This is a genomic window from Ruegeria sp. AK4 (assembly GCF_056541025.1).
Map to the genome: position 1 here is coordinate 768,055 of NZ_JBQFXS010000001.1, position 11,957 is coordinate 780,011.

12 protein-coding genes are annotated in these 11,957 nt (G+C 60.1%); 1 reads left to right on the forward strand and 11 read right to left on the reverse strand.

Features of this window, described 5'->3' with window-relative positions; translation table 11 throughout:
• Window positions 1-15: 15 nt before the first annotated feature.
• The 10 genes from phoB to ACR0EZ_RS03630 all read right to left on the reverse strand — a co-directional run bounded on the left by phoB (window position 16) and on the right by ACR0EZ_RS03630 (window position 9,531).
• Window positions 16-705: a phosphate regulon transcriptional regulator PhoB gene (gene phoB, locus ACR0EZ_RS03585; protein ID WP_480610925.1), complete on the reverse strand. Its 690-nt coding sequence runs from the start codon at window positions 703-705 to the stop codon at window positions 16-18.
• Between the two features lie 12 nt (window positions 706-717).
• Window positions 718-1,428 carry a phosphate signaling complex protein PhoU gene (gene phoU, locus ACR0EZ_RS03590; protein ID WP_480610927.1) on the reverse strand — a complete coding sequence of 237 codons (711 nt, stop codon included), beginning with the start codon at window positions 1,426-1,428 and terminating at the stop codon, window positions 718-720.
• Between the two features lie 16 nt (window positions 1,429-1,444).
• Window positions 1,445-2,242 carry a phosphate ABC transporter ATP-binding protein PstB gene (gene pstB / locus ACR0EZ_RS03595; protein ID WP_480610930.1) on the reverse strand — a complete coding sequence of 266 codons (798 nt, stop codon included), beginning with the start codon at window positions 2,240-2,242 and terminating at the stop codon, window positions 1,445-1,447.
• A 14-nt stretch (window positions 2,243-2,256) separates the two neighbouring features.
• Window positions 2,257-3,588 (reverse strand): phosphate ABC transporter permease PstA, encoded by a 1,332-nt coding sequence (gene pstA, locus ACR0EZ_RS03600; protein ID WP_480610932.1) that lies wholly within the window; start codon window positions 3,586-3,588, stop codon window positions 2,257-2,259.
• On the reverse strand, window positions 3,585-5,057 hold the full coding sequence (gene pstC / locus ACR0EZ_RS03605) for a phosphate ABC transporter permease subunit PstC (RefSeq protein ID WP_480610934.1): 1,473 nt from the start codon (window positions 5,055-5,057) through the stop codon (window positions 3,585-3,587). The genes pstA and pstC overlap by 4 nt, the downstream gene beginning before the upstream one ends.
• 91 nt (window positions 5,058-5,148) lie before the next feature.
• Window positions 5,149-6,189: a substrate-binding domain-containing protein gene (locus ACR0EZ_RS03610; protein WP_480610936.1), complete on the reverse strand. Its 1,041-nt coding sequence runs from the start codon at window positions 6,187-6,189 to the stop codon at window positions 5,149-5,151.
• Window positions 6,190-6,383: 194 nt separating this feature from the next.
• Complete coding sequence (locus ACR0EZ_RS03615; protein ID WP_480610938.1) at window positions 6,384-7,430, reverse strand: ATP-binding protein; 1,047 nt, start codon at window positions 7,428-7,430, stop codon at window positions 6,384-6,386.
• A gap of 30 nt (window positions 7,431-7,460) precedes the next feature.
• Entirely contained in the window at window positions 7,461-7,985 is a 525-nt protein-coding gene (locus tag ACR0EZ_RS03620; protein WP_480610939.1) for a gamma carbonic anhydrase family protein, read from the reverse strand.
• On the reverse strand, window positions 7,982-8,623 hold the full coding sequence (gmk, locus tag ACR0EZ_RS03625) for a guanylate kinase (protein WP_480610942.1): 642 nt from the start codon (window positions 8,621-8,623) through the stop codon (window positions 7,982-7,984). The genes ACR0EZ_RS03620 and gmk overlap by 4 nt, the downstream gene beginning before the upstream one ends.
• A gap of 17 nt (window positions 8,624-8,640) precedes the next feature.
• Window positions 8,641-9,531, reverse strand: a complete 891-nt coding sequence (locus tag ACR0EZ_RS03630; RefSeq protein ID WP_480610945.1) for a YicC/YloC family endoribonuclease — start codon at window positions 9,529-9,531, stop codon at window positions 8,641-8,643.
• Between the two features lie 299 nt (window positions 9,532-9,830).
• Here ACR0EZ_RS03630 and ACR0EZ_RS03635 point away from each other — a divergent pair, with 299 nt between their 5' ends.
• On the forward strand, window positions 9,831-10,451 hold the full coding sequence (locus ACR0EZ_RS03635) for a PAS domain-containing protein (RefSeq protein ID WP_480610948.1): 621 nt from the start codon (window positions 9,831-9,833) through the stop codon (window positions 10,449-10,451).
• 49 nt (window positions 10,452-10,500) lie between these two features.
• Here the strand turns inward: ACR0EZ_RS03635 and ACR0EZ_RS03640 are convergent, their stop codons facing one another.
• Window positions 10,501-11,871, reverse strand: coding sequence for a class II 3-deoxy-7-phosphoheptulonate synthase (locus ACR0EZ_RS03640; RefSeq protein WP_480610951.1), 1,371 nt, complete (start codon window positions 11,869-11,871; stop codon window positions 10,501-10,503).
• Window positions 11,872-11,957: the final 86 nt, after the last annotated feature.

Here is an 11,957-nt window from a genome sequence, read left to right on the forward strand (position 1 = left end):
CCCTGCCCGCAGTTCTCACCCCAGCGCGTAGCCTGCGCCGCGTACCGTGCGCACCGGATCCTCGCCGCCATGTTGCGTCAGCGCTTTGCGCAGCCGACCGATATGGACATCCACGGTTCGCGTATCCACATAGATGTCGCGGCCCCAGACGCGGTCCAGCAGTTGCTCACGGCTCCAGACGCGCCCCGGCTTTTCCATGAAGGTACTCAGCAGCCGAAATTCCGTGGGTCCGAGTTTCAGCGGTTTGCTGTCGCGGCTGACCTTGTGGGTCTCGGAATCCAGAACGATATCGGCAAACTCCAGCCGCAGCCCGACTGTCGCCGGGCGAACGCGGCGCAATTGAGTGCGGACGCGCGCCATCAGTTCGATGACCGAATACGGTTTGACCACATAATCGTCAGCGCCGGTCTCAAGCCCCCGCACCTTGTCGACCTCTTCCGACCGCGCGGACAGCATGATGATCGGGATCGACCGCGTGTCCGGGCGGGTTTTCAGCCGGCGACACACTTCGATGCCACTGAGGTTGGGCATCATCCAGTCAAGCACGATGATGTCCGGGCTGTCTTCGTCCACCAGCAGCAGCGCTTCGTCGCCGTTGGCGGCTTTGGACACACGGAAGCCTTCAGCTTCCAGGTTATAGGCCAACACCTCGCGCTGCGCGTGCTCATCCTCGACAACCAAGACAGTCGGCTGATCTGCGGACATGGTCTGCGTCTCCTAGACAGTTTGCGACGTGTTATCGGCTTTGGGTCTGGCCTCGGTCGGACGCTCGCCGGTGACCAGATAGACCACCTGCTCGGCAATTGCGGTCACGTGATCGCCCATGCGTTCGATGTTCTTGGCGATGAAATGCAGGTGCATGCAGGCCGAAATATTGCGCGGATCTTCGGCCATGAAGGTCAGGAACTCGCGGAACAGACCGTTATACATCTGATCGACTTCCAGATCGCGTTCGATCACGTCGGCGGCCAGTTCGGCGTCACGTTGGATATAGGCATCGAGCGCGTCGCGCAGCATTACCTCGACTTCGCGGGCCATTCGGCGCAAAGCGGCGGCGCTGCCGTTGATTTCGCCCGCATTGATCAAAACAGCGGTGCGCTTGGCGATATTCTTAGAATAATCACCGATCCGTTCCAGATTGGCCGCCACTTTCATGACCGAAAGAACCAGGCGCAGATCGCCCGCCGTGGGCGCACGGAGCGCGATCAGGCGTGCGGTTTCCTCGTTGATCAACTCTTCCAGCGCGTCAATCGCCTTGTCCTTCCTGCGGACTTCCTGTGCGAGCTCTTCGTCACGGGATTCCAGCGAGCGCGCCGCCTCCGTGATCGAGGCTTCGACAAGCCCGCCCATTTTCATGATATGCGCCTGAATAGTTTCGAGATCGCGGTCGAAGGCGGATGCAATATGCTGTTCGCTTGTGTCGGTCATGTCTGAATACCTGTGCTCAGCCGATACGGCCTGTAATGTAGCTTTCGGTGCGCGGGTCTACCGGGTTGGTGAAGATCTGACCGGTTTCCCCGAACTCGACCAGATTGCCCAGATGGAAGAACGCGGTTTTCTGACTGACACGCGCCGCCTGCTGCATCGAGTGTGTCACGATGACAACCGAATACCGCTTGCGAAGGTCATCAATCAATTCTTCAACCTGCGCCGTCGCAATCGGGTCCAGCGCCGAGCAAGGTTCGTCCATCAGCAGAACCTCGGGCTCGGTCGCTACGGCGCGGGCGATACACAGGCGCTGCTGTTGGCCACCCGACAGACCGGTGCCCGGCGCATCCAGACGATCCTTGACCTCATCCCAGATCGCACCGCGGCGCAAGGATTTTTCAACGATCTCATCCAGTTCCGCCTTGTTCTTGGCAAGACCGTGGATGCGCGGACCGTAGGCCACGTTGTCATAGATCGACTTGGGGAACGGGTTCGGTTTCTGGAACACCATACCCACCTTGGCGCGCAACTGCACCGGATCGACGCGCTTGTCGTAGATATCTTCGCCGTCCAGTTTGAACGAGCCCTGAACCCGGGCCACGTCAATGGTGTCGTTCATCCGGTTCAGGCAGCGCAAAAAGGTAGACTTGCCGCAGCCCGACGGGCCGATGAAGGCCGTCACGGTTTTGTCTTCGATGTCGACGTTGACGTCTTTGATGGCGTGGGTGTCACCGTAGTAAACTTGGCAGTCACGGCACTCCAGCTTGATTTCCTTGGTGTCCACGTCTCTCTCCACTCGTGACATGTCGTTCATTTTCGTGCCCCTCTTTACCAGCGGCGTTCAAAGCGGCGGCGCAGGATGATTGCGATGATGTTCATGGTCAGCAGGAATACCAGAAGGATGATGATCCCGCCCCAGGCTTTTTCGTAAAAGCCCACATCCGCCCGTGCGGCCCATGTGTAAATCTGGGCGGGCATGGCCGAGTTCGGCTCGGTGAAACCGGCCAGAAACCCGTCCGGGTATCCGCGCGCGACAAAGCCGACCATGCCGATCAGCAACAGCGGAGCGGTTTCCCCCAGCGCTTGTGCCAGACCGATGATTGTGCCGGTCAGGATACCGGGCGCGGCCAGCGGCAGAACGTGGTGGAACACCGCCTGCATTTTCGAGGCCCCTACCCCAAGCGCCGCATCCCGGATCGACGGCGGAACCGCCTTGAGCGATGCGCGGGTCGAGATGATGATCGTCGGCAGCGTCATCAGCGTCAGCACCAGCCCGCCAACCAGCGGTGCCGATTGCGGCAGGTGCATGAACTGGATGAACACGGCCAGACCAAGGATACCGAACACGATGGAGGGCACTGCGGCGAGGTTCGAGATATTCACCTCGATCAGGTCGGTGAACCGGTTCTGCGGCGCGAATTCCTCAAGATAGATCGAAGCGGCGACACCGATCGGCAGCGACAGGCCAAGGACCACCAGCATCATGAAGAACGACCCGATGACCGAGGCGCCAATCCCCGCGCCGCCGGGGTTGTCCACGCCCGAATCCGCGCCAGTGATGAACGGCCAGTTGAACACCTGTTTGATGATACCTGCCTCTTTCAGCGCATCCACCAGATCAAGGTCGCTCTTCTGCAGGAAACGGCTGTCCTGAATGGTGTCTCGTGACACCCTGCCCTTGTAATATCCGTCAACCCGGCTGGAAGCTGCGAGGTCAAACTCCACAGGTTCACCCAGCTTGTCCGGGTTTGCGCTGTAGAACTCGCGGATCGTGCCGCCGACCTTGCCCAGCAGCCGTTCAATCGCGGCATCGTCAAAATCGACGTTCAGGCCGCTTTCGGCCAGTTCTTTGTTCAATTCGGCAATGAACAAGTCCGAATAGGCTTTCGTTTTGAACAATGTCCCTTCGGCTTCTTCGCGCTGCGGTTCCGTCAGCGTGAACTCAACACTCACGACCGTGCGGGTGAAGGCCGGGATGCCCTGCGACAGGATCGATGCGAACAGGACCACCAGAAAGAACAGGCCGGTTGCGATTGCAGTGATGCCATAGGCCCGGAACCGCTTTTCCGCATTGGCACGTTTGCGCGTGCGTTCGTCTGAGGCGGTCAGCGATACCGAGCGGCGACCCGACTCGGGGGTTTGCAGGCTTGCGTCGGTCATTCGTACTGCTCCCGGTACTTACGCACGATGTAGAGGGCAAAGATGTTCAGACCCAGCGTGACGACGAACAGCGTCATGCCAAGCGCGAAGGCGACCAGCGCCTCGGGCGAGGCGAAATCGGCGTCGCCGGTCAACTGGCTGACGATTTTCGCGGTAACGGTCGTCATGGCTTCGAACGGGTTCAGGCTGAGCCGGGCCGCAGCCCCTGCCCCCAAAACCACGATCATGGTTTCCCCGATGGCGCGGGACGCCGCCAGAAGGATCGCACCGACAATGCCCGGCAAGGCCGCCGGCAGGACAACCTGACGAATGGTCTCGGACTGCGTGGCGCCCAGCCCGTAGGACCCGTCGCGCATGGCCTGCGGGACCGCGTTGATGATGTCATCGGACAGCGAGGATACGAACGGGATCAGCATGATGCCCATCACCAGACCGGCGGTCATCACAGCTGTGCCTGCCTTCATCCAGCCCAGCCCGTCATCGCCGAACACGCCCAGCAGCAGCGGGCCGACGGTCAGCAGGGCGAACAGGCCGTATACGATGGTCGGAATACCGGCCAGAACCTCGAGCAGCGGTTTGGCGACAGAGCGCACCCGCGGCGAGGCATACTCGCTCAGGTAAATTGCGGCCAACAGGCCGATAGGAACGGCCACCAGAAGGGCGACCAAAGAGATATAGAACGTCCCCCACAGCAACGGGATGATCCCCAGCGCGGACGAGCCACCCCGGCCAGAAAAGCTGGGGGCCCAGGTCGTTCCGAAAAAGAAGTCGGTCGCGGGGTAAAGCTTGAAGAACTCCCACGTGTTGAAGACCAGCGACAACACGATGCCCACCGTGGTCAGGACCGCAACCGATGCCGCTGCCAGCAACAGGACGCGCACGCCCTGCTCGACCACGTTGCGGGCGCGGTATTCCGAATGGGTCTGCCACCAGCTGAACGCCGCGCCGATCAAAGCGACCAGCAGAATAACCGCTGACATGAATGCATACCCGGTCGCGTTCATGACCCGGTAGCTCTGCGCCGCGTGCAGCACGGGTTGAGTGATGTCCGAGGTCACGACCTGCCCTGCGTCTTTCAGCAATTGGGTCACCTCGGCGATATCGGCATTTGGATCGCCTGCCGCACTCGCGCTCAGCAGATCTTGAGCGACGGCGTTGTCCAGCCCACTGGCCGTCCGGCGCACCTCGGCCATGACAAGGCTAAGGGATGACCCTTCCGCCACCGCTGTTTCGGGGATCATCGCTGATATCCGGGAATTCACGAAGAGCGGCTGCACCAGCAACCACACAATCAACAAACCCAAGGCAGGGACAAGGGTCTTCAAGGCGACGTTTGCACCATAAAAGACAGGCAGTGAATGCAGATCGCGGCTGTCGCCTCCGGCGCTTTGCAAAGCGCGCGCGCGTCCCAGCACATATCCGACAGCAGAGATCGCGATGACGATCAGGAAAAGCCAAATTATCGGCATGACACCCCCACGTGTCCTGGTTTGGATTTGGAAAAGATGCTTGGGGGCGACACCCGTGGCCGCCCCCAAAAACGTCAGACCGGCGTAAGGCTTAGCTGCCCGAGCCCATTGTCTCTTCGTTGGCAATGGCGTCCTGAGTTTTGGCCAGTTCAGGATCAGCAACCAGGCCGTAGTTGGCCAGAGGGCCGGAACCGCCTGCGATTTCGTCAGCAGTGAAGAACTGAGCGTATTCTTTCAGGCCGGGGATCACGCCGATATGTGCTTTCTTGACGTAGAAGAACAGCGGGCGCGACACGGGGTATTCACCCGACGCGATGGTCTCGGTCGACGGTGCAACGCCGCCCATGGTGGCCACTTTCAGCTTGTCGGTGTTGTTCTCGTAGAACGCCAGACCAAACACGCCGATGCCGTTCGGGTTGGTGTCGATACGGGCCAGCGTTTCGGTGTAGTCACCGTCAATGTCGACCGACTTGCCGTCTGCGCGCACGTCCAGGCATGCGTCTTCGGCGTCATCTTCGCTCATGCCGCCAGCGATCATGGCTTCCATTGCGCCGGTGGATTCACAACCGGCCAGCAGAACCTTGTCTTCGAACACTTCACGGGTACCGTGCTTGGTGCCCGGGATGAACATGGCGATTTCAACGTCCGGCAGGTCGCCGTTGAACTCGGCCCAGTTGTTGAAGCTGTTGTCGACCAGCGCGCCGTCTTTCATGACTTTTGCGCCGATGGCGTTGTAGATGTCAGCAGGCTGGAACGCAGTGAAGGCAGGGCCCGACTGCTGGCTTGCAAAGACGATGCCGTCATAACCGATGCGGACTTCCATGATGTCGGTCACGCCGTTTTCGGCACAGGCTTTGATCTCTTTTTCGCGGATCGCGCGCGACGCGTTTGCAACGTCGATGGTGTTTTCGCCAACGCCTTCGCAGAAACGCTTCAGACCAGCGGACGAGCCACCCGATTCTACAACCGGTGTCGGGAAGTCGGTGTTTTCACCAAACAGTTCTGCGACGATCGAAGCGTATGGCAGCACAGTCGACGAGCCTGCAACCTGAACGTTGTCACGAGCAGCAGCTGTGGTGGCCGATACGGCAGCGATGGCAAGTGCCGAAGCCGACAGTTTTACAAAGGACATTTCAGTCTCCCTGAAAAAGGTACATTCTGATCACCCCCATGATGATCCTGGGCGAACCCCTAGGGGTCGTGCGTAAGCCTTTTGTGACAAGTGTGTAACGCTTTTATGACAAGACCGAATTTACTTTCGTTTTCCTGTCGTCAACTGACGGTCACCATTCTTCGAACTGGAGGCGCCAGAAAAGATAGCCGCATTCACAGGGGCAAAATGACTGTAAAAACCGAACCTTCGCCCAACTCGCTCTCAACACGCAGACGCCCGCGGTGCCTATTGACGATATGCTTGACGATGGCCAGCCCAAGCCCGGTTCCGCCCAGTTCACGTGAACGGTGGCTGTCGGCGCGATAGAATCGCTCGGTGAGTCGCGGCAGATGCACGGGATCGATTCCCGGACCTTTGTCGATGATCTGAACCCGCACGGCCGGACCGCGCATGGCGGTGTCCCGTTCCGAGTACATAACGTTCATTGCGACGCTGCCCCCGCCGCCGCCGTACTTGATCGCGTTTTCGACCAGATTGGTGAACACCTGCCGCAACTGATCGCTGTCACCGGTTATTGAAACCGGCCCCTCATGCGCGCTGAGCGACAAGGCCACCCCCGCATCCTCGGCCAGGGGTTTCAGTGAATTCAGGGTCGATTGCAGAAGACCCGTCAGTTCAAGTTGTTCTTTGGGGCGGACGCGTTCCTTGCTTTCCACCCGGCTGAGGGACAGAAGATCGCCCACCAGCCGGTTCATCCGGTTGGCCTCCTCGGCCATGATCCCCAGAAAGCGCTCTTGCGCGGCGACATCATCGCGTGCCGGGCCGCGCAGGGTTTCGATGAACCCCATCAGCGCGGTCAGCGGTGTGCGCAGTTCATGGCTGACATTGGCTACAAAATCGCGGCGCATCTGGCTGGCCTGCTCAAGATGCGTGACATCCTGAAAGATCGCCAGCGACGCACCGCCTGACACCGCCCCGACCCCGTCCATGTACCGAAACTGAACGTCGAAGGTCGTGTCCTGCGCGCCGTCGTTTGACAAATGCCGGGTCTCGGACGGGCCCTTTGTGCGCAGGCTTTGCTCCATCGCTTCGATGACCTGAGGCTGCCTGAGGATTGTGGCGAAATGCCTGCCTTCAATGTTCTGCCCCAGCAGGGTCCTGGCATCGATATTGGCGGCAATGATCCGCTCGGTCTGATCGACCATCAGCGCGGGCATCGGAATGGCCGAGACAAATTCGGCAAGCAGGTCGTCAGACATTTTCGTTACTCAAAGATGAATACCTGCGCCCTATCCCACGGGTTTCATAGTTTCGCGAAACATGCGCATGTTTTCCTGATAATGCAGCGCGCTGAGCGTCAGGTTTTGCGCCATCGCAGCGTCCACGCTGCGAACGACCTTGCCGGGCGATCCCATGACCAGCGAGTTGTCGGGGATTTCCTTACCCTCGGTGATCAAAGCCCCGGCGCCGATCAGGCAGTTCCTGCCGATCCTGGCCCCGTTCAGAACGATGGCCCCCATTCCAATCAGAGTGTTTTCGCCAATCGTGCAGCCGTGCAGCATGACCTTGTGGCCGATGGTGCAGTTCGGTCCAATGGTCAGCGGATAGCCTGCATCGATATGCATGACGCAGTTTTCCTGCACATTGCTGCCCTGCCCCACGCGGATTTCCTCGTGATCGGCGCGGATGGTGCAGCCAAACCAGACGGACGCGCCCTGTTCCAGAACCACCTTGCCGATCAGATTGGCATCCGGCGCGACCCAGGTGTCCTCGTGAATCTGCGGTGTGTGCTCACCCAGCGCGTAAATTGTCATGACAGTCCCTCGAATTGGTTTTGCAGTTGCCGAACGTGGTTTTGCAAGGACGGTTGCTGAATGCGGCGCATGCGTTCGGCGCTGACAATGGTTTTCAGCTTGTCCTCGGTGGAATCCAGATCGTCATTGACCAGAACGTAATCGTAATAGCCCCAGTGGCTGATCTCATCCCAGCTTTTCAGCATGCGCTTGGCGATCACGTCTTCGCTGTCCTGCCCGCGCGTCTCCAACCGGCGGCGCAGCTCGGGGATCGAGGGCGGCAGGATGAAGATCGACAGCGCGTGTTTGCCCAGATCAGAATTGCGGATCTGCACCTCGCCCTGCCAGTCCACGTCAAACAGAACATCGCGCCCCGAGTTGATCGAGTCGCGCACCGGACCGGCAGGCGAGCCGTAGAAGTTGCCGAAGACGTGGGCATGTTCCAACATTTGCCCATCGCGGACCTGCTGTTTGAACGCGTCTTCCGTCAGGAAGAAGTATTCGCGGCCATGTTCCTCGCCCGGACGCGGCGCGCGGGTTGTGGCAGAAACCGAGAACTCCAGATCGGTGTCCCAGGCCATCAAGCGGCGGGCCAGAGTGGATTTGCCCGCACCGGACGGCGATGACAGGATGACAAGTAGGCCGCGACGATCCGCCATGTCACTGGTTCCCTTGTTCATTCAACGTTTTGTACCTGCTCGCGCATCTGGTCGATCACGGCCTTCAGTTCCAGCCCAACCGAGGTCAGCTCGGCGCTTTGCGCTTTCGAGCACAGCGTGTTGGCCTCGCGATTGAACTCCTGCATCAGGAAATCCAGTTTGCGGCCAACCGCGCCGTTCTGGGTCAGCAGGTCGCTGGCAGCTGCCACGTGGGCGGTCAGGCGGTCGATTTCTTCGGTGATATCGGCCTTGACCGCGATCAGCGCCAGTTCCTGCGCCACCCGGTCCGGGTCGGTCCCCTGCGCGTTGTCCATCACGCGGGCGAGGTTTTCGCGCAGCGCGTCGGCCATCTTGTCCTTGCGTTTCTCGGCCAGATCAGCCGCCTGCGCGGTAAGCGCCGCAACCTGATCCAACTGGGTCGTAAGAACGCCGGCCAAGGCCTCACCCTCCGTCCCGCGCATCTCGATGAAGGCGGCCAGCAGCGGGGCAAATTCCCTGGTCAGATGCGCGACCAGCGGGGCCGGGTCGTCGGCCTCATTCCCCGCCTCCATCATGCCTTTCATCGCTAGTAGATCAGCCGCACACGACGGCGCAAGCGTAATTCCGCGCGCGGCGGCCATGTCCTGCGTTTGCGCCAGAGCATCCAGTGCAGCGGTCATCACGGTTTCGTTCAGCGCCAGATCGGGCGTGGATTCATCGCGGCTGATCCGCATGGACAGGGTGACGTTTCCCCGGCTCAGCGATTTCGACAGGGTCGCGCGCAAGACGGCCTCGAGCCCGGTCAGCCAGTCCGGAACGCGAATGCGCATGTCCAGACCTTTGCCGTTCACGCTGCGCAATTCCCACGTCCAGCTATGCGGCCCGAATTCACCCTTCCCCGAGGCGAACCCGGTCATGGATTTGATCATGACTGCCCTTCCTTATTCTGCCGTATTGCTGCCCGCTTGCTGCACCTAATGCTATTGGGCCATGCAGGGCAAGACTCTGCTGAGACTGCGATTGTTCGGCAGTGGTTAACCATTCGTTAAGGAATTGCTCCAAAATAGACTTAACCCGTGTCAATCTGGCGACAGGACATGCAGTTGCGCCATGGATGCACCCGATGTGTTGCATTGTATTAAAATGGCAATCGGTTGATGCTAGGGTTATGAAAATGAAAACCTTTTTCGGGATTGGTTCCGGGTCATAATTTGGAAAGATCGTTGCTATGGATCGCTTTGACAGTGGGCGCAGCCTCTCGCCGATCCGACAGGCCGAGGCTTATTGGTCCGCCCTGTTAACAGGTGACGGTGTGCCGATGCGGTCGCAGATCGACCCGCGTGGATTAGAGAATGTACTGGAATACACATTCATACTGGAACGCATCGCGCCCGGTCTGGCGCGGTTCCGATTGGCCGGAAGCCACATGAACAAACTGGCCGGGATGGAGGTGCGGGGGATGCCGTTGACCTCATTCTTTGAACCCGAAGGCCGTGCGGCAATCAAGGACACGCTGGAACAGGTTTTCGCGGCCCCGGCAATTGCCGAGCTTGGGCTGGTGTCCGGCGGCGCGATGGGGCGCCCGCGTCTGCAGGCACGCATGATCCTGTTGCCGCTGAAAAGCGATCTTGGGGATGTCAGCCGGGTGTTGGGCGTTATGGTCAGCGACGGCACCATCGGCCCCACGCCGCGCCGCTTTTCCGTCGCGGATACGCGGATCAAGGCCGTGTCCGAGGTTCAGGCCCCCACAAAACCGACCGTTCAAGAGGCTGAAGGCTTCGCCGAAGATCAGGCTGAATTCAAAAACCCCGCCAGCCACCTGCGGCTGGTCTTTTCCCGAGACGAATAAAAAACGGCGAGCCATCGGCCCGCCGTTTCCTTTTCATCTGCAAAAGCGATCAGCCTGCGGCGCGTTTTGAACCGTTCCGGCGCAGGTTGGTCAGTTCCTCTGCCACCAGGAAGGCCAGTTCCAGCGATTGCGACGCGTTCAGGCGCGGATCGCAGGCCGTGTGGTACCGGTCCGACAGGTCCTCTTCGGTCACGGCGCGTACACCACCTGTGCACTCGGTGACGTCCAGACCGGTCATCTCGAAATGCACACCGCCGGGGACGGTACCCTCGGCCTGATGCACACCGAAGAAGTCGCGCACTTCGCGCAGCACCGAGTCGAACGGACGGGTTTTATACCCCGTGGCCGACTTAATGGTGTTGCCGTGCATCGGGTCACAGACCCAGGTGACCTTGGCCCCCTCTTCCTTGACGGCCTTGACCAGACGCGGCAGATGCTCGCCCGCTTTGCCCGCCCCGAACCGAGCGATCAGGGTCAGGCGACCCTCTTCGTTTTCGGGGTTCAGTTTGGACATCAGAACCTTCAGGTCCTCGGCGGTTGTTGTCGGGCCGCATTTCAGACCGATAGGGTTCTGCACGCCGCGGCAGAATTCCACATGCGCGCCGTCGGGCTGACGCGTGCGGTCGCCGATCCAGATCATGTGGCCCGAGCCCGCCAGCCAGTTGCCCGATGTGGAATCGAGACGGGTCAGCGCCTCTTCATATTCCAGCAGCAGGCCTTCGTGGCTGGTGTAGAACTCGACAGTCGAGAACTCGTGCGTGGTGTCCGCCGTGATCCCTGCCGCTTCCATGAAGTCGATGGTGTCCTGAATGCGGTCGGCGATTTCCGAGTATTTCTGCACGTCCTGCTCATCCGTGAACCCGAGGGTCCAGGAATGCACGCGGCTCATATCGGCGAATCCACCGGTCGAAAAGGCACGCAGCAGGTTCAGCGTGGCCGCTGCCTGTGTGTAAGCCTGCAGCATCTTGCCGGGATTCGGAATCCGCGCTTCCGGCGTGAAGGCCAGTTCGTTGATGATGTCACCCCGGTAGCTGGGCAGTTCCACGCCATTCACCACTTCGGTCGGCGCGCTGCGCGGCTTGGCAAACTGGCCCGCCATACGGCCCACTTTCACCACCGGCACCTTGGCACCATAAGTCAGCACCATCGCCATCTGCAGCATCACCTTGAACGTATCCCGGATCGCGTCCGCGCTGAATTGTTCAAAGCTTTCAGCGCAATCCCCACCCTGCAACAGGAACGCTTCGCCGCGACCGGCGGCCCCCAGATGTTGCTTGAGACGCCGCGCCTCGCCCGCAAAGACCAGCGGGGGATACTGCGAAAGCTGGGCCTCGACTTTGGCAAGCGCGGCCGCGTCGGTATAGTCTGGCATCTGAACCCGGGGCTTGTTGCGCCAGTTCGATTTTTGCCATTCGGTCATAGCTTTGATCTCCGCTGAAGTATTCAGGTGGTCTCTATACAAAATGCTTTGATGAGTGACCATATCCCATTTGCGCCTCTTGACGG

Coding starts and splice junctions, on each gene's coding strand:
- phoB (WP_480610925.1), bottom strand. CDS start 705: ATGTCCGCAGATCAGCCGACTGTCTTGGTTGTCGAGGATGAGCACGCG.
- phoU (WP_480610927.1), bottom strand. CDS start 1,428: ATGACCGACACAAGCGAACAGCATATTGCATCCGCCTTCGACCGCGAT.
- pstB (WP_480610930.1), bottom strand. CDS start 2,242: ATGAACGACATGTCACGAGTGGAGAGAGACGTGGACACCAAGGAAATC.
- pstA (WP_480610932.1), bottom strand. CDS start 3,588: ATGACCGACGCAAGCCTGCAAACCCCCGAGTCGGGTCGCCGCTCGGTA.
- pstC (WP_480610934.1), bottom strand. CDS start 5,057: ATGCCGATAATTTGGCTTTTCCTGATCGTCATCGCGATCTCTGCTGTC.
- ACR0EZ_RS03610 (WP_480610936.1), bottom strand. CDS start 6,189: ATGTCCTTTGTAAAACTGTCGGCTTCGGCACTTGCCATCGCTGCCGTA.
- ACR0EZ_RS03615 (WP_480610938.1), bottom strand. CDS start 7,430: ATGTCTGACGACCTGCTTGCCGAATTTGTCTCGGCCATTCCGATGCCC.
- ACR0EZ_RS03620 (WP_480610939.1), bottom strand. CDS start 7,985: ATGACAATTTACGCGCTGGGTGAGCACACACCGCAGATTCACGAGGAC.
- gmk (WP_480610942.1), bottom strand. CDS start 8,623: ATGGCGGATCGTCGCGGCCTACTTGTCATCCTGTCATCGCCGTCCGGT.
- ACR0EZ_RS03630 (WP_480610945.1), bottom strand. CDS start 9,531: ATGATCAAATCCATGACCGGGTTCGCCTCGGGGAAGGGTGAATTCGGG.
- ACR0EZ_RS03635 (WP_480610948.1), top strand. CDS start 9,831: ATGGATCGCTTTGACAGTGGGCGCAGCCTCTCGCCGATCCGACAGGCC.
- ACR0EZ_RS03640 (WP_480610951.1), bottom strand. CDS start 11,871: ATGACCGAATGGCAAAAATCGAACTGGCGCAACAAGCCCCGGGTTCAG.